This window comes from Collinsella aerofaciens ATCC 25986, assembly GCF_964239575.1.
GTDB lineage: Bacteria > Actinomycetota > Coriobacteriia > Coriobacteriales > Coriobacteriaceae > Collinsella > Collinsella aerofaciens_BQ.
On record NZ_CAXSQQ010000002.1, the window covers coordinates 74,206 to 89,660 of the forward strand.

The window sequence follows — 15,455 nt, forward strand, 5'->3', positions numbered from 1 at the left end:
GTCACAGAAGAAGCACGCTCGCGCGAACGGACGAAAACTTAAGCGATGACAGCGACCTGGTTAAAGTCGAGCTCGACCGGCGTCTCGCGGCCAAAGATCATCAGCGTGACCTTGAGCTTGCCAGCCTCGGTGTTAACCTCGGAGACCTTGCCATCAAAGTCGGTAAGCGGGCCATCGGTGACGCGGACGGACGTACCGACCTCAATATCAACCGAGGTGCGCTTGGGCGAATCGCCCTTACCGGGACGACGAGTCATCTTGTTGTACTCGTCGCGGGAAAGCGGAGCGGGCTTGCCGTTGCCGCCTAGGAAACCGGTGACGCCAGGCGTGTTACGAACACACGTCCAAGCATCGTCATCCATCTCCATGCGGACCAGGACATAACCCGGGAAGATCTTGGAATCCTTGGTCTCACGCTTGCCACCCTCTTTAATCTCGGTGACGCGCTCCATAGGAATCTCGATATCAAAGATACGGTTCTGCATGCCCATAGTCTCGATGCGATGCTCGAGATCGGACTTAACGCGGTTCTCGTATCCAGAGTAAGTGTGAACGACGTACCAACGCTTAGACATGGTTTAGCCCCTCAATCCAGAGAACAGAGCAAGAGCCTCGCCAAAGCCAGCATCGAGCAGAGCGATGACGACGCCGACGACGATCAGAGAAGCGCAAACAACAACCGAGTAGTTTACGAGCTCCTTCTTATCGGGCCACGTGACACGCTTCATCTCGGACTTGACCGAAGCGAAATACTTCTTGGTGCGGGCGAAGAAACCAGGCTTCTCATTCTTCTTGGACTTCGCAGCCTTCTCGTTCTTCTTGGCAACGGCCTTCTTGGCCTCAACCTTGGAGTTGGCGGCAGCTTTGTTGGCAGGTGCCGGCTGCTGAGCCTTCTTCTTGTTCTTCTTGTTGGCCATTTGGGTTACCTCCGCGCAATGCGCTTATACATGAGTAAACCGTAAGCCCCCAAGTGGGAGCTTACGGAATAATGACTGGCACGCCAGGAAGGACTCGAACCCTCAACACTCGGTTTTGGAGACCGATGCTCTACCAATTGAACTACTGGCGTATGTGACTAGAGACTAGCGAGTCTCTTTGTGCAGCGTGTGGTGACGGCACCAGGGGCAATACTTCTTGATCTCCATACGATCAGGCATGGTCGACTTGTTCTTGGTGGTCGTATAGTTGCGGCGCTTGCACTCAGTGCACGCAAGAGTAACTAGAGTACGCATGTATCCTGAACCTTTCATTTCCGCCCCGTACGGGCACGAGTTGTTACTTTATCAGCTCCACGTAAGTGCTGTCAATGAAAACCTCGAGTCAATTGGTTCTCGGTGGATCCATTCATATTTGGAACACATCAATGAAGCCATCGAGAGCTAATCGACGGTGCATCCAGGACCATTATCGATCCTCTCGACACCAGCAACGGCTCAATATCCATTGCAGAAAAGAACCCGGCACCCATATAAGTGCCGGGTTCTCTAAGTCAGCTATATCAAAGAGCTAATTTACTCAATGATCGTGGAGACGATGCCCGAACCGACGGTGTGGCCACCCTCGCGGATAGCGAAGCGCAGGCCCTCCTCCATGGCGATCGGGTGGATGAGGTCGCCCTCGATGGTGATGTGGTCACCAGGCATAGCCATCTCGGTGCCCTCGGGGAGCTTGACCGTACCGGTAACGTCGGTGGTACGGAAGTAGAACTGAGGACGATAACCATCGAAGAACGGGGTGTGACGGCCGCCCTCCTCCTTGGTCAGAACGTAGATCTCGCCGGTGAACTTGGTGTGCGGGGTAACCGAACCGGGCTTGCAGAGAACCTGGCCGCGCTCGATGTCCTCACGCTTGATGCCGCGGAGCAGCAGACCGACGTTGTCGCCAGCCTCGCAGAAGTCCATGGACTTACGGAACATCTCGATACCGGTAACGACGGTGTTCTGGGTATCCTTGATGCCGACGATCTCGACGGGCTCGTTGAGCTTGAGCTCACCGCGCTCGACACGGCCAGTAGCAACGGTACCACGGCCGGAGATGGTCATAACGTCCTCAACGGCCATCAGGAACGGGAGGTCGTTGTTACGAGCAGGCGTCGGGATGTACTCGTCGACGGCCTTCATGAGCTCGCGAATGGCGTCCATCCACTTGGCGTCGCCCTCGAGAGCGCCCAGAGCGGAGCCACGGATGACGGGGATGTCGTCGCCGGGGAAATCGTACTCGGAGAGGAGCTCACGGGTCTCCATCTCGACGAGGTCGATGAGCTCGTCATCGTCGACCATGTCGCACTTGTTCAGGAAGACGACGATGTAGGGAACGCCGACCTGACGGGCGAGCAGGATGTGCTCGCGGGTCTGAGCCATGGGGCCGTCGGTAGCAGCGATGACCAGGATAGCGCCGTCCATCTGAGCAGCGCCGGAGATCATGTTCTTGACGTAGTCAGCGTGGCCCGGGCAGTCAACGTGAGCGTAGTGACGGGCAGCGGTCTCGTACTCAACGTGGGAGACGGAAATCGTAATGCCGCGCTCTCGCTCCTCGGGAGCCTTGTCGATGTTCTCGAACGCAGTGAAGTCAGCCTTGCAGCCCTCGGTCTCGGAGAGAACCTTGGTGATGGCAGCGGTCAGCGTGGTCTTGCCGTGGTCGACGTGACCAATGGTGCCGATGTTAACATGCGGCTTAGTGCGCTCAAACTTCTCTTTGGCCATAAAGCCCTCCTCTTAACAGGTCGTCCCCGGACGGGACTTTGCCTTTATACCATAGTGGCCTCTCAACATACTATTGAGAAGCCACCGTGTTACCTATGGTAGCGGTGACTGGATTCGAACCAGTGACGCCACGGGTATGAACCGTGTGCTCTAACCAACTGAGCTACACCGCCGGATGGAGCCTGCAACCAGACTTGAACTGGTGACCTCTTCGTTACCAACGAAGTGCTCTACCGACTGAGCTATACAGGCACTTGACGGGTGGGAGCTATAGGATTCGAACCTATGTAGGCAGAGCCAACGGGTTTACAGCCCGTCCCCATTAACCACTCGGGCAAACTCCCAATCGTTCAAGTATCCGCAGGTCCTTTGGTCTTTTGGACCGTCGCCCCCGCGAACGAAGAAGATAATACGATGCCACCTTGGGGGCTGTCAACGAAAACCTCTAGATACACGGTGCCGGGCGTATCTATATAGCCGTGACCTGCGGTTTTATTGAGTTTGGATATGAAGGACAGTGGTTTTGGATACTGAGGTGACGTTTCCCAAGGTAACACTTTGCTGTAGTGGAGTACACCTTCAGTATCGAACTTCGATACCAGCTTATTTGCACCTATATATAGGTCGAGATCGGGGCTGCCCAGACAGAAGATTGCTCTTCCCAGGCAAAATCGAGCGTGGATTTTCTTCCGTTTGAAATCGAGCGTGGATAATCTCCCACTTTGCCGTGCCATCGAATCCAAAGTGGCAGATTATCCACGCTCATTCACTAGGCGGAAGATTTTCCACGCTCGTGTGTCCGATAATCCACGCTCGATGACGATGACCAACCTCGCCCCGGCCTATGTCTCGACCTGTAACAGTAAGAGGGTTATTCCTCCCCTATCTGTTACAGATCGAGATGTTTCGCAGAAACCCCCGCTTACGTCTCATTCTGTAACAGTAAGAACGGTTTTCAGCCTCTTCGTGTTACGGATCGAGATGTTATCGGCCTTCCCTTGGCAATGTTTCGATCTGTAACTATAAGGAGGGTCTTCAGCCCACTCGTGTTACGGATCGAGACAAACCTGAAGCTTGGTTGGCGCCAAACACGCTGACTTATCGACATAAATAGAAACGGGCCCTGTCCCACAAGGAAACAGAGCCCGAAACTCTCATGGAGCCAGTGACAGGAATCGAACCTGCAACCCACTGATTACAAATCAGTTGCGCTACCGTTGCGCCACACTGGCACACTTGGCGCTTTCACGCGAAGCGTGTTAAGAATAAAGGAATTGCGGACGGGGCGCAACAGGCCGCACGGCGTTATACAAATATGCAAAATCCAGCAACAACGCGTACCAGGCCCGTTCATTTCTGTCAGTGCGCCCTCAATCTTAAAACCATTCGCCAGAACGAATAGTTTTAATTAGAATTGCTATATATAAAACTATTCGTTCTGGCGAAGGGTTTCGCGATGCTTACTACCAAAGAAGCCGCCGAGCTGCTCGGCATCACTCCGCGCAGGGTGCAGGAGCTCATAAAAAACGGAGCACTTGAGGCCCGCAAGGCTTCTGGTGTATGGCTCATCGACAAAGACAGCGTCGACACGCGACTCCGCTCTGTGACCAAAACGGGGGGACGTCCCCGCCGCGGCCACGGTAAGAGCGAGATCGCGTTCACCCTCATGAACCGCACGTACGAAGTCGCTCAGCTGGTCTACAGTACATCGCGAAAAGACTTTACCCACATCGGTGCCGACATCGATTACGCCCACGCCCCTATTGGAGTACTTGGCCCTAATAGCCCCATATCGCTAGACTCCTTCCGCATCTGGTGGCGCGGCCGCGGTATCCCGCTCGCACGCATTGGGCTAGCCTCCCTGCTTGCAGAAGCCGCAGTCGATGTTCCCGATGAACTCGTCCAGCGAAATCTCGGCCTCTCCTTATCCGACCAGTATTGGATTAGGCCCCAAGGTTCCGGTCTCACCTGGGAGGATATCAACTTCTTCAATAACGCCTTTGATGACGTCTCGCTGTCCATTGCACCCTTTGCCCCAGAGGGAAAAGCGGCTGCCGCAAAGCCCGATAACACCTCGGACGGCAATCTTCAAAAGTACTGGACGTGCGAGGGCGAACGTCGAATTCTGCATAAGGCAGGAGCGCACCTGGACCAGGAACCTTATAACGAGCTGGTGGCGACCGCGCTCCACCGTCGCATCCTAAACGCCTGCGATTATGTGCCTTACTCGCTCGAGGGCACGGGCACTTCCGCCCTGAGCACATGCGATGTCTTCTTAACTGATGAAGAAGAGTATGTCCCTGCGTTCTATGTAAACCAGCACGCAAACGCAGATGAACGGCTAACCGACTACGAGCGATATGTAGCAAACTGCGAGGAGCTCGGGGTGACAGGCGTCAAGGATGCCCTTGACCGCATGATCGTATGTGACGACATCATTGCCAACTACGATCGTCATTGGCGCAACTTCGGCCTCGTGCGAAACGTAAACACGCAAGCTTGCAGACCTGCCCCCATCTTCGATTCGGGCTCATCGCTCTGGTGCAACATATCACTAGAGGAGCTTAGGGCGGGAGAGCACAGTTTTACCAGCGCACAATTTCATTCAAGCCCCGCCAAACAAATGTTGCTCGTCGAGGACATGGGCTGGTTTGACTGCGACAAACTCGAAGGCTTCGTTGACGAGGCAATCGAGATTCTTTCCAGAAACGACGCGCTCACGGCAAGGCTGCCATATCTAAAAGAGGCGCTAACGTGGCGCCTCGAAAGAATGATCGACATCGCTGAATGGAGTTAGCGAGGCAGCATTGCCCCGCCAACTTCCCTACCTCCCGCGCAGGGCCTTGAGCTTGGCCAGGGCATCGGGGCTCAGGCGACTGCCCAGAGTCATCTTGATTTGTGGAGCTTCCTCGGCCTCGTGCACGTCGTTGTCGATCTGTTTGATCTCGTCCACCAGCATACGGCTCGAGATGCGCGTAACGCCCTTGCCCATGACGACGGCCTGGATCGTGCCGTCGCTCGACACTACAGAACACGCGCGGCCTTCCTCGCGCGCCTCGATGCAGAGCTTCTGCACCACGGTATCGGCCGAAACACCCGTCGGCGAAAACTCAATGCGCACACCGCGGGCCGGTAGGTTGGGGCGCTCGCTGGAGATATTGCCCGCGCCGTCAAATACGATCACGGCCTCGTAGCGGCCCTGGGCAAACGCAGCTACGTCATTAATGAGCGCCGTGCGCGCCATATCGTGAACGTCGCTGGAATACGGATCGTCGGAATGGTCGTACACGAGCTTTTCGTAGCGCGGCGTGCAGTGGATCACGTTGTAACCGTCGACCACCAGCAGCTCGGGCTTGTTGGAGTGCACCGTCGAGACTGGGTCGGCGATAGCCTGCGCAAACGCATTGCCGCCCACGCCATAGGTCGCGGCCGAAACAATCGGCTTGGCCGAGCCCTCGCCAAAGCGCTTGGCCTTGGACTTGGCACGGTTCTTTTTGGACATGCGCTACTCCTCCCCCATCAGCTCGCCGGCGTTGCGGCGCAGCCACTCAAAGCACAGCGCCGTGGTCGCCTGGGCAACATTGAGGCTCTCGGTCATACCGCGCTGGGGAAGCTTGGTCAAAAAGTCGCATTTCTCGAGCACCAGACGCGAGATGCCGTCGCCCTCGGAGCCCATGACGAGCGCCACGCGGCCCTCGAAAGGAGCATCCCAGCAACTGCCTTCGGCGTGCTCGGAAGCACCGCCCACCCAAAAACCAGCGGCCTTAAAATCGTCGAGCGCACGGGCGATATTGGGAACCTGCGCGATAGGCAGATGCATGACGGCACCGGCTGAGGTCTTATAGCTGCCCACGGTCACGCCGGCGGCACGCTTATTGGCAATGACGACGCCCGCCGCGCCCACAACCTCGGCGGAGCGCACGATGGCGCCAAAGTTGCCGTCGTCAGTCACGTGGTCGAGCACCACGACAAGTGCCGGGCCCTCGCCTGCGCGGTCGAGAATATCGGCGACATCGGCATAGGGGAAGTTGCCAACCTCGAGCGCGATGCCCTGGTGAGCGCCGTGGCTCGACAGTGCGTCGAGCTGCGCGCGCGGCACATACTTAATGCGGACACCCACGGCGTTGAGGTCGTCGACCAGGCGCGACAAGGCGGCATCGCGCTCCCCGCCCTCGGCAATGAGCGCGCACTTGATGGGAAAACCAGTGCGCAGCGCCTCGGCGGCTGCACGACGACCTTCGATAAACTCGCCCTTGGGAGCCTGAACGTTGTCGCGGTTGCGATCTCGCTGCGGACGTGCAGCCTGGGCTTGGGAGCGCTCGCGCTGGCCCTTGGGAGCGGCAGCGCGGTCGTTGCGGCGAATCGGACGCGAGCCAGAAGCAGCCTGCTTGCCTCCACGCGGTGCACGCTTGCGATTGTCGGCCATAAAACGGCCTCCTTAAAAAGATAACGAACAAGAATCGACCGTCCGAGCCACGGCACCTTGCCTTTCAATCGTCGGGCATGACCACCAGGTCTATGCCCTCCTCTTTCAAGGCAATCTGCCGCACCTCGAACGGTCGACAAATACTAGAGACTCTTAATACGAGTGCCGGCGGCGGTATCCTCGATCGTCAGCCCGAGGTCCTTGAGCTGGTCGCGGATGGCGTCGGCCAGATCCCAGTTCTTGGCGGCACGGGCCTCGGCGCGGGCCTCGAGAATCTTGGAAGCTGCCTCGTCCACGTCGTCGCCCGTGTAGGCGACCAGGCCGGCGGCAACGCCCAGCAGGCCCAGCGGCAGCTCGACCTTGGGCTCGGGAAGCTCGACGCCAAGCGTATCGAGCAGCTCGGCCAGCGTGTCGGCGGCGGCAAGCGCGGCGGCCTTGTCGGCAGCGTCGCCCGCCTGCTCCAGATACTGGTTGCACTCGGTTACAAAGCCAAAGACGGCGCCCATGGCACCAGCGGTGTTAAAGTCGTCGTCCATGCACTCCTTAAAGGTGGCACGGGTCTCGGCGGCCTTGGCGGCAAACGCCTCGGATGCTGCCGCATCGGCGTCGGCCGTCGCATGGTTCGCGGCCCAGCGCAGGTTCTCGACCGTACCGGCGATACGCGTGAGCGAGTTCTCGGCACCCTCCAGGCGCTCCCAAGAAAAGTCGAGCGGCGAGCGATAGCTCGTCTGCAGCATCAGCAGGCGCAGGGCGGCAGCGGAGTGCTGCTCCAGGACCTCGGCCAGCGTAAAGAAGTTGCCGAGCGACTTGGACATCTTCTCGCCGTCTACCAGCAGCATGCCCGTGTGCATCCAGGTGTTGGAGAAGCCCTGGTGCCAGGCGCAGGTGGCCTGGGCGCACTCGTTCTCGTGATGCGGGAAGGAAAGGTCGGAGCCGCCGCCGTGGATGTCGATCGGGGTACCCAGGTAGCGATGCACCATGGCGGCACACTCGGTGTGCCAACCGGGACGGCCCTCGCCCCAGGGGCTCGGCCAGCTGGGCTCGCCGGGCTTGGCGGCCTTCCACAGGGCAAAGTCGAGCGGGTCGTTCTTGTCCTCGTTCTCCTCGATGCGCGCGCCGACCATAAGGTCGTCGATGTTGCGGCCCGAGACCTGGCCATAGTTGGGATCGCTGCGCACGGCAAAGTACACATCGCCGTTATCGGCTGCGTAAGCGTGGCCCTGCTCGATAAGCGTCTTGATCATGGCGATCATGGGGCCGATCTCCTTGGTGGCGCGGGGGCGCACATCGGGATCGAGCACGTTGGCAGCGCGCATGACGCCGATGAACCTGTCGGAGAACTCCGTCGCGACCTCGGCGGCAGTGCGGCCCTGCTCGTTGGCGCGCTTGATGATCTTGTCATCGACATCGGTGAGGTTCTGGGCGAACGTGACCTCGTAGCCGCTCGCGATGAGCCAGCGGCGGATTACGTCAAAGCTGATGAACGTGCGGGCGTTGCCGATGTGGATGTTGTCGTAGACCGTGGGGCCGCACACGTACATGCGGACCTTGCCGGACTCGATGGGCTGGAACTCTTCCTTTTTATGGGTAGCGCTGTTGTAGATACGCATTCGTTACTCCTTAACGGTTTTCTGTAGCAGGCAGACGGCCCAGGCGCCGATTCCCTCGCCCTGACCTTCCCAACCGAGCTTTTCGGTCGTAGTGGCGGCGACGCCCACGTTTTCGACATCGACGCCCAGGGCATGGGCAAGATTGGCGCGCATGGCATCGCGGTGCGGGGTGATCTTGGGCTGCTGGCAGGCAATAGTGCAATCGGCATCGACAAACTCAAAGCCCAGCTCGCGCGCATAGTCCATCACGCGAGCAAGCAGTACCATCGAATCAGCGCCCTCATAGGTGGGATCGGTGTCGGGGAACAGCTTGCCAATGTCTCCCCCGCGGCAGGCGCCCAGAATGGCGTCGGCCAAGGCGTGCGCGAGCACATCGGCATCCGAGTGGCCCAGCAGGCCGCGCTCGTAGGGAATGTCGACCCCGCCGATGATACATCGACGCCCCTCCACCAAACGGTGGACGTCGTAGCCGTGGCCAATGCGCAGGTTACTGAACATGGGGAAGGTCCTCTCCCTCGGCCATGCGGCCAAGCAGAATCGCAGTTACGGGACGCAGGTCCTCGGGCACCGTCACCTTAAGGTTGTCGCGCGGGCTCTGGACACAGCGGACGCGCCCGCCCATGCGCTCGACCAGCGATGAATCGTCGGTACCGATAAAGCCCTCGGCAATCGCCGCGGCATGGGCGCGCTTCATAGCATCGACGCTAAAGATCTGCGGCGTCTGCGCGGCCCAGTAGAGCTCACGCGGCGGAGTCTCGACGATATTGTCGCCGTCAACGATCTTGAGCGTGTCGATCGCGGGCTGACCGCACACGACACCATCAAGGGCGCGGTCACTCACCAGCACGTCGATAGCGTGATCGATGGCCTCGGTGGTAATGAGCGGACGAGCGCCGTCGTGAATGGCGACGTATTCAAAGCCCGCCGGAACCGCATGCACGCCGGCACGGGTGGAATCCTGACGGGTATCGCCGGCATCGGCAAAGCTGATGGGCGTGTCATAGTCAAACGGGTCGATGGCCAGGCGGCGCATCTCGGCACGGCGCTCGGCAGGGCAAACCACCACGATGTGGCCGACCTTATCGCTACGGTCAAACGCGCGGATGGACCAGCTCATAAGCGGACGGCCCGCTACATTGACGAGCTGCTTGCCACCGGGGTTACCAAAGCGCTGGCCGCTGCCACCGGCAACGACCACGGCGCATACGGGCGCCATTATGCGTTCCCTTGTTTGGTGCCCTTCATGCGGTACAGGGAGTCCGCAAGAATGGCAGGGTTGTTGACGCCAAAGTCGCCCAGGCGCTCCGGATCCTCGCTGATGTCATCCATGAGCTCCTGCAGCGAGCCGTACTCGTCGACGATCTTCTCGGCCACGCCGTCGCGCACGACGGACACGCGCGAAAGCGTGCGCAGGCCCAGCGGCGTCATGACGGAGTCCTCGTCCAGGTCGTCATAGCCCAGAACTGCCGCCACGTGCTGCGGGTCGGACAGGTCCTTAGGCGTCATGCGGCTCAGCTCGGCGCGAATCTTCTCGGCGTTTGCCTCGGAGGAATCGCTTGCGTAGTCGCGGATCATCAAGTCGTATTCGGTATCCATGCTGGAGCCCGCGAGCTGCTCGAGCTGCATCTGCACGAGCTTGCCCTGGTTACCCAGCTTGACGATGCAATCCTTAAGCTCGGTCTTTGCCTGTTGCATGATCTCGAAGCTCGAGAAAATACCGGTAATGTCGGCGAGCGTAACGTAGTCGTCGAGCTCGAGGGCCGTCAGGCGCAGCAGGGAGCGATCGAGCGACTGACGGGTGGTCTGGAGCGTGGCAACGAGCTGGTTGACCGAGCTCATGATGGTGGTGACAGGCTGAATCTCGTAGCTCTTACCGTGGACGTACACGTTGACGACGGCACGACGAGCCGAAACCGAGATCACGATGGCGTCGGTGAGCACCGACATGCGAGCGGCGGTGCGGTGACGCATGCCCGTCTCACTCGTGGCAAGCGAGGGATCGGGATTGAGGTGGAAGTTGGCGCGCAGGATCTGGGTGAGGTCGCCATCGATAACGATGGCACCGTCCATCTTGGAAAGCTCGAACAGGCGGTTCGAGGTAAACGAAATGTTGAGCGGGAAGCCGTCGTTACCGGCAGCGAGCACGTTTTCGGTGTCGCCGACGCAGATAAGGGCACCCAGGTGACCGGCAATGATCATGTCGAGGGCGGTGCGGATCGGCTGGCCAGGTGCCGTCAGGCGAATGGCCTGTTCCATACGCTTTTGCAGCTCGTTCTTATCCAAGGCATCGCTCCCATCGTATACGCTCCATAAACGTCAATAAGTTTCTCACGGTTTGCCCCTGTGACGCCCGCAAAATCCGATGCTTACAGAATGAGCGAACACAGCTGAGAGCCCCAATCCAAATGAGCTGCTTATGTGGTAGCATCGGGATTCGCATAAATGAGGGAGTAGTCGCGTGACCGGGTTCGCCTCCGGTGGCGCGGCAAGTCAACATACTGGCCGATGCGGTCTGGCTTGCCTTAATGAACGAGACTCGTGGCTGTGCGCACAACGCGTACGCCACGGGTCTTTTTTGTTACTCCCCCAAGAGGTACACGCGGGCCCGCCCGCAGAAAGGGAGCCAGACTATGGGACTCGCAGAGCTCGTATTGCTCGCTATCGGCCTTTCGATGGACGCCTTTGCCGTATCCATCTGCAAGGGCCTTGGCATGAAGAAGATCAACCTTAAGGTCGCCGTAGTGCTCGGCCTGTTCTTTGGCGGCTTCCAGGCCGGCATGCCCGTAATCGGATGGGCGCTCGGCAGTCAATTCATGAGCATCATCGGACCCATCGACCATTGGATCGCCTTTATCCTTTTGGCCTTTATCGGCGGCAAAATGCTGTGGGAGGCCTTTACCGAAGACGAGGATGAGGACGAGAGCGACGGCAAGGATGCCGAAAAGATTGACCTGGGTGAGTACCTGATTCTGGCTATCGCCACCTCAATCGACGCCCTGGCCGTGGGCATCTCATTTGCTGCGCTCTCGGTTGACATCGTTCCCGCTGTATCGCTTATCGGAGTCACAACGTTTATCTTCTCCGTCGCCGGCGTAGCGATCGGCCACACCTTTGGCGAGCGCTACGAAAAACCCGCCACCATCGTGGGCGGCGTCGTGCTCATCCTCATCGGCCTCAAGATTTTGCTGGAGCACCTGGGGATTTTGGTGCTGTAAAACACCCTTCAAAACTAAACGTCCGTATGAGGCCTCATGCAGAGTTTTGCATGAGGCCTTTTCATGCAGACTTTTGCATGTCATACTGATATGCAAAAGTCTGCACGTTAGGAGATTGCCATGGATACCCTTCCCATCACCACGCCGCGCCAAGCCGGCATCTACGTGCGTCAGGCGCGCGAGGCGCAGGGGATCACCCGTGCCGCCCTCGCTAAAAAAGCCGGTGTTTCGGAACGCCTGCTCGCATCGCTCGAGCTAGGAGACGCCACCGGCATTCGACTCGACAAGTTGCTGACCGTCTTTAACGCACTCGGCATTGGTCTCTTCGCGCAAAGCGATAACGACTCCATCGCATCGCCCTCCGAACATCCGACGACGATAGTGAACCTCCCTATCGCGAACTCGAATACCCTGCCAAAGCCAAGCGCAGGCAGACGACCCACTCGACAAGGAACGCCATCTTCCTATGGTGCCTTGCTGGCCCAAATCGCAGCCGAGCAAGGCCTTTCCGGCACTTCAAACCTCTCCTTTGGCTGCAAGGTTGTGAAATAAATGGCAGAGATGGAGCTCGCGACCCTCATTTGTGGCGAAATCGCCGGCACTCTCCGCCAAGACGAGCATGGACTCTGCAGCTTTGCATACGCCCCAACCTATCGCGGAGCACCGTTATCGCTAACAATGCCGCTTTCCAATCGCACGTATGGCCATAGCATCGTCCGCCCGTTCCTATTTGGCCTTTTGCCCGACAGTCAAGAGCAGCGTCGCGCTATTGCCACCGAGCATGATGTTGCATCCAACAACCCCGTCGCCCTCTTGTGCCATATCGGTCTAGACTGCGCGGGGGCCGTTCAGTTTTGTCGAGCCGATCAATTAGACGCCGCCCGCGGCAGGGTCTCGGCATACCGCCCGCTTACCAATTCTCAAATCGCTCACAAGCTCAAAGCAATTCGCGATGACGAAAGAGAGACATGGATGGGCTCCAACGAAAGCTGGTCCCTGGGCGGCAATCAAGGCAAATTTGCACTAGCTTGGCATGATGGCCAATGGTGCGAATGTCTAGGGTCATCCCCCACTACCCATATCTTCAAAAATGGTGTCGTTGGGTTCAAACATCAGGCCTTAAACGAATTCGTCTGCATGAAAACGGCTCGGCGTGTTGGCATTCCAACTGCCAACGTCTCCTATTACACATTTGAAGACGAAGCCGCGCTCGTCGTTGAACGGTACGACAGAATGGTCAATAGCAGCGGAAATATCGAAAGGCTGCATCAGGAGGACTTTTGCCAGGCGCTCGGTGTATTGCCAATCCAGAAATACACCGCCGACGGAGGACCAACTACACGAGACATCCAAGAACGACTGATTAACACAGTCCCCCACCACATGAATCTTGTGCTTTTTACCTATATGTTGTTCTATAACGCCATTATCGGAGCGCCTGACGCACACGCTAAAAACTACTCGCTCATCCTTGGCAAAGGCACAAACGCGGCGCTCGCACCCATGTACGATGTCGCATCGGGGCTGGCATACGAGCGCATGCGCCGCCGGGCGCGCCTTGCCATGAGCGTTGGCGGCGAAAATCGTGTGGGGCGCATCGGTCCAGGCGCTATCCGCCGATACCACGGTATGGGCGACCCCGCGCTGGAGGCGGCACTCACCGATGCCGGGCTATCCGAGAAGTTTTGCTTTGCGACCATGATGGACCTCGCCTACGAGGTGCCCATTTGCATGGAAGAGGTCATGGACGAATACGCCGACCTGCCCGGCATGGCGGACCTGCGCGAGCATATGCTCGGCCCCGTCCGCGAAAACTGCCAGCGCACCCTCGACCTCATCAAGGCAGAAATGGACTAGGTGGCCTTAATTTCGCAATTATCAAACAAAAGAGAGGGGACACCCGTCGCAAAAGACCGGGTGCCCCCTCTCATAATGTCATTTGCAATCCGCTAGCACGTGGCTCGGACTGCTGCTAGCGCAACCTTTACGCAGCGAGGCGCTTGAGGACGTCGATGAGCAGCTCGTAGAAGCGCTCGGCAGAAGCGAGCTCCATGCTCTCGTCCGGGGTATGGACATCGGAGAGCGTCGGGCCCACGGCGATGGCGTCCAGGCCGTGCAGAGCCTCGGCAAACAGGCCGCACTCAAGGCCGGCGTGAATGGACTCGATGCGCAGCTCGGAGCCAAAGAGCTCTCGATAGCTCTCGACAAAGACTTCGCGGACCGGCGAATGCTCGGCATAGCTCCAGCCGGGATACTCGAACTCAAACTTGGCGTCGAAGCCCAGGACATCGGCAAGCGTCTGCAGGCGGTCCTTGAACTCGTTCTGCAGCGAGGTGATCGAGGAGCGCGGGGACAGCATAATCTTGACCTCGTCATCGGAGGTGGCGACCACGCCGATGTTGGAGGAAACCTCGACGGAGCCGTCGGTGGCGACGTTGCGGCGAATCACGCCGTTAGGGGCAAGACGCAGGGCGCGGATGAGGGCAAGCGCGGACTTCTCGTCCATGGCCTCGACCTCGGCGTCGTCGGCAATCTCGACGGTGCAGGTAAAGCCGGGGTCGAAGACCTCGAGCTCGGCAGTGACGTCGGCGATGATGCCCTTTGCGATCTGGGCCGCGGCCTCGGCGGCAGCGTGATCGGCATAGACCAGAACGGCCTTGCACTCACGGTTGATGGCGTTGTCCTTGGTGCCGCCGTTGAAGCTGACGATGGCGGGCTCGCCGGCGACCATCAGGCGGTCGATGATGCGGGCCATGATGAGGTTTCCGTTGCCGCGCTCCAGGTTGATATCACTGCCGGAGTGGCCGCCCAACAGACCGGAAATGTCGAGCGTGAGGGTGCTACCGGTCTTGTGCTCGCGCACGATGGGGCAGGTGTAGGTAACGACGACGCCGCCGGCGCAGCTGACGGTGGCAACGCCCTCCTCCTCGGAGTCGAGGTTGATCATGGTGCGGGCGCTGATCTGGGACTTGTCGAGCGTCTCGGCGCCAACCAGGCCGGTCTCCTCGTCGATGGTGAACACGCACTCGAGGGCCGGATGGGCAATCGAATCGTCGTTGAGCACAGTAAGCATAAGCGCGACGGCGATACCATTGTCGGCGCCCAGGGTGGTGCCGTTGGCGGTAAGGACGCCGTCCTTGACGACCAGGTCGATACCATCGGTCGTAAAGTCGTGCTCAACGGAGCCCAACTTGTCGCACACCATATCGATGTGGCCCTGCAGCATCACGGTCGGGGCATTCTCGGCGCCGGCAGATGCGGGCTTGCGAATGATGACGTTGTAGACCTCGTCCTGATACACATCGAGACCGCGCTCCTTGGCAAACGCGACCAGGAAATCGCTGATGCCCTTCTCGTTGCCAGACCCACGGGGGATCGCGCTGACCTCCTCAAAGAAATGGAACAGCTGGGCGGGCTCGTAGCCGGTAATCTTGTAGTCCATGGTGCCTCCTTGGCGCAACTGGTTAGACAGTAAGACATGCGACTTGTATATTCCCAGACT

At 58.9% G+C, this 15,455-nt stretch carries 15 protein-coding genes and 5 tRNA genes; 4 read left to right on the top strand and 16 right to left on the bottom strand.

What is annotated here, in order from left to right:
- Positions 1-38: 38 nt before the first annotated feature.
- The 9 genes from nusG to ACESUZ_RS02235 all read right to left on the bottom strand — a co-directional run bounded on the left by nusG (position 39) and on the right by ACESUZ_RS02235 (position 3,934).
- Positions 39-575 carry a transcription termination/antitermination protein NusG gene (gene nusG / locus ACESUZ_RS02195; RefSeq protein ID WP_373198187.1) on the bottom strand — a complete coding sequence of 179 codons (537 nt, stop codon included), beginning with the start codon at positions 573-575 and terminating at the stop codon, positions 39-41.
- Between the two features lie 3 nt (positions 576-578).
- Positions 579-917: a preprotein translocase subunit SecE gene (gene secE, locus ACESUZ_RS02200; RefSeq protein ID WP_035137537.1), complete on the bottom strand. Its 339-nt coding sequence runs from the start codon at positions 915-917 to the stop codon at positions 579-581.
- A gap of 76 nt (positions 918-993) precedes the next feature.
- Positions 994-1,069 (bottom strand) — tRNA-Trp (locus ACESUZ_RS02205).
- Between the two features lie 13 nt (positions 1,070-1,082).
- Positions 1,083-1,232, bottom strand: coding sequence for a 50S ribosomal protein L33 (rpmG, locus tag ACESUZ_RS02210; protein ID WP_022093895.1), 150 nt, complete (start codon positions 1,230-1,232; stop codon positions 1,083-1,085).
- 279 nt (positions 1,233-1,511) lie between these two features.
- Positions 1,512-2,702 carry an elongation factor Tu gene (gene tuf / locus ACESUZ_RS02215; protein WP_035137538.1) on the bottom strand — a complete coding sequence of 397 codons (1,191 nt, stop codon included), beginning with the start codon at positions 2,700-2,702 and terminating at the stop codon, positions 1,512-1,514.
- Between the two features lie 96 nt (positions 2,703-2,798).
- Positions 2,799-2,875: transfer RNA gene (locus ACESUZ_RS02220), tRNA-Met, on the bottom strand.
- Positions 2,876-2,878: 3 nt separating this feature from the next.
- A tRNA-Thr gene (locus tag ACESUZ_RS02225) sits at positions 2,879-2,954 on the bottom strand.
- 10 nt (positions 2,955-2,964) lie between these two features.
- Positions 2,965-3,046, bottom strand: a tRNA-Tyr gene (locus ACESUZ_RS02230).
- Positions 3,047-3,859: 813 nt separating this feature from the next.
- Positions 3,860-3,934, bottom strand: a tRNA-Thr gene (locus tag ACESUZ_RS02235).
- Between the two features lie 224 nt (positions 3,935-4,158).
- Between ACESUZ_RS02235 and ACESUZ_RS02240 the strand changes: the two genes are divergently transcribed.
- Positions 4,159-5,499, top strand: a complete 1,341-nt coding sequence (locus ACESUZ_RS02240) for a DNA-binding protein (protein ID WP_373198190.1) — start codon at positions 4,159-4,161, stop codon at positions 5,497-5,499.
- Positions 5,500-5,526: 27 nt separating this feature from the next.
- Here the strand turns inward: ACESUZ_RS02240 and ACESUZ_RS02245 are convergent, their stop codons facing one another.
- From ACESUZ_RS02245 to disA, 6 genes are all read right to left on the bottom strand, one after another.
- On the bottom strand, positions 5,527-6,204 hold the full coding sequence (locus tag ACESUZ_RS02245; RefSeq protein WP_006234978.1) for an NYN domain-containing protein: 678 nt from the start codon (positions 6,202-6,204) through the stop codon (positions 5,527-5,529).
- 3 nt (positions 6,205-6,207) lie between these two features.
- Positions 6,208-7,128 carry a 23S rRNA (guanosine(2251)-2'-O)-methyltransferase RlmB gene (gene rlmB, locus ACESUZ_RS02250; protein ID WP_373198192.1) on the bottom strand — a complete coding sequence of 307 codons (921 nt, stop codon included), beginning with the start codon at positions 7,126-7,128 and terminating at the stop codon, positions 6,208-6,210.
- Positions 7,129-7,271: 143 nt separating this feature from the next.
- Positions 7,272-8,738, bottom strand: coding sequence for a cysteine--tRNA ligase (cysS, locus tag ACESUZ_RS02255; RefSeq protein ID WP_373198194.1), 1,467 nt, complete (start codon positions 8,736-8,738; stop codon positions 7,272-7,274).
- A gap of 3 nt (positions 8,739-8,741) precedes the next feature.
- Positions 8,742-9,236 carry a 2-C-methyl-D-erythritol 2,4-cyclodiphosphate synthase gene (gene ispF / locus ACESUZ_RS02260; protein ID WP_373198195.1) on the bottom strand — a complete coding sequence of 165 codons (495 nt, stop codon included), beginning with the start codon at positions 9,234-9,236 and terminating at the stop codon, positions 8,742-8,744.
- Positions 9,226-9,954, bottom strand: coding sequence for a 2-C-methyl-D-erythritol 4-phosphate cytidylyltransferase (gene ispD, locus ACESUZ_RS02265; protein ID WP_035137545.1), 729 nt, complete (start codon positions 9,952-9,954; stop codon positions 9,226-9,228). The genes ispF and ispD overlap by 11 nt, the downstream gene beginning before the upstream one ends.
- Positions 9,954-10,994: a DNA integrity scanning diadenylate cyclase DisA gene (gene disA / locus ACESUZ_RS02270; protein WP_369796797.1), complete on the bottom strand. Its 1,041-nt coding sequence runs from the start codon at positions 10,992-10,994 to the stop codon at positions 9,954-9,956. The genes ispD and disA overlap by 1 nt, the downstream gene beginning before the upstream one ends.
- Positions 10,995-11,368: 374 nt before the next feature.
- Here disA and ACESUZ_RS02275 point away from each other — a divergent pair, with 374 nt between their 5' ends.
- The 3 genes from ACESUZ_RS02275 (at position 11,369) to ACESUZ_RS02285 (ending at position 13,810) form a co-directional block, all read left to right on the top strand.
- The gene (locus ACESUZ_RS02275) at positions 11,369-11,953 is read left to right on the top strand and encodes a manganese efflux pump MntP (protein WP_055250325.1); all 585 of its coding nucleotides are present in this window, start codon (positions 11,369-11,371) and stop codon (positions 11,951-11,953) included.
- Positions 11,954-12,073: 120 nt separating this feature from the next.
- Positions 12,074-12,505 carry a helix-turn-helix domain-containing protein gene (locus ACESUZ_RS02280; RefSeq protein ID WP_055250326.1) on the top strand — a complete coding sequence of 144 codons (432 nt, stop codon included), beginning with the start codon at positions 12,074-12,076 and terminating at the stop codon, positions 12,503-12,505.
- The gene (locus tag ACESUZ_RS02285) at positions 12,506-13,810 is read left to right on the top strand and encodes a type II toxin-antitoxin system HipA family toxin (protein ID WP_055250328.1); all 1,305 of its coding nucleotides are present in this window, start codon (positions 12,506-12,508) and stop codon (positions 13,808-13,810) included. It begins immediately after the preceding gene.
- A gap of 127 nt (positions 13,811-13,937) precedes the next feature.
- Here the strand turns inward: ACESUZ_RS02285 and ACESUZ_RS02290 are convergent, their stop codons facing one another.
- A complete protein-coding gene (locus ACESUZ_RS02290) occupies positions 13,938-15,395 on the bottom strand; it encodes an aminoacyl-histidine dipeptidase (RefSeq protein WP_373198198.1) in 1,458 nt (485 codons plus the stop codon).
- Positions 15,396-15,455: the final 60 nt, after the last annotated feature.

Coding starts and splice junctions, on each gene's coding strand:
- ACESUZ_RS02280 (WP_055250326.1), top strand. CDS start 12,074: ATGGATACCCTTCCCATCACCACGCCGCGCCAAGCCGGCATCTACGTG.
- ispF (WP_373198195.1), bottom strand. CDS start 9,236: ATGTTCAGTAACCTGCGCATTGGCCACGGCTACGACGTCCACCGTTTG.
- rlmB (WP_373198192.1), bottom strand. CDS start 7,128: ATGGCCGACAATCGCAAGCGTGCACCGCGTGGAGGCAAGCAGGCTGCT.
- ispD (WP_035137545.1), bottom strand. CDS start 9,954: ATGGCGCCCGTATGCGCCGTGGTCGTTGCCGGTGGCAGCGGCCAGCGC.
- ACESUZ_RS02285 (WP_055250328.1), top strand. CDS start 12,506: ATGGCAGAGATGGAGCTCGCGACCCTCATTTGTGGCGAAATCGCCGGC.
- cysS (WP_373198194.1), bottom strand. CDS start 8,738: ATGCGTATCTACAACAGCGCTACCCATAAAAAGGAAGAGTTCCAGCCC.
- rpmG (WP_022093895.1), bottom strand. CDS start 1,232: ATGCGTACTCTAGTTACTCTTGCGTGCACTGAGTGCAAGCGCCGCAAC.
- ACESUZ_RS02245 (WP_006234978.1), bottom strand. CDS start 6,204: ATGTCCAAAAAGAACCGTGCCAAGTCCAAGGCCAAGCGCTTTGGCGAG.
- ACESUZ_RS02240 (WP_373198190.1), top strand. CDS start 4,159: ATGCTTACTACCAAAGAAGCCGCCGAGCTGCTCGGCATCACTCCGCGC.
- secE (WP_035137537.1), bottom strand. CDS start 917: ATGGCCAACAAGAAGAACAAGAAGAAGGCTCAGCAGCCGGCACCTGCC.
- ACESUZ_RS02290 (WP_373198198.1), bottom strand. CDS start 15,395: ATGGACTACAAGATTACCGGCTACGAGCCCGCCCAGCTGTTCCATTTC.
- disA (WP_369796797.1), bottom strand. CDS start 10,994: ATGGAACAGGCCATTCGCCTGACGGCACCTGGCCAGCCGATCCGCACC.
- nusG (WP_373198187.1), bottom strand. CDS start 575: ATGTCTAAGCGTTGGTACGTCGTTCACACTTACTCTGGATACGAGAAC.
- tuf (WP_035137538.1), bottom strand. CDS start 2,702: ATGGCCAAAGAGAAGTTTGAGCGCACTAAGCCGCATGTTAACATCGGC.
- ACESUZ_RS02275 (WP_055250325.1), top strand. CDS start 11,369: ATGGGACTCGCAGAGCTCGTATTGCTCGCTATCGGCCTTTCGATGGAC.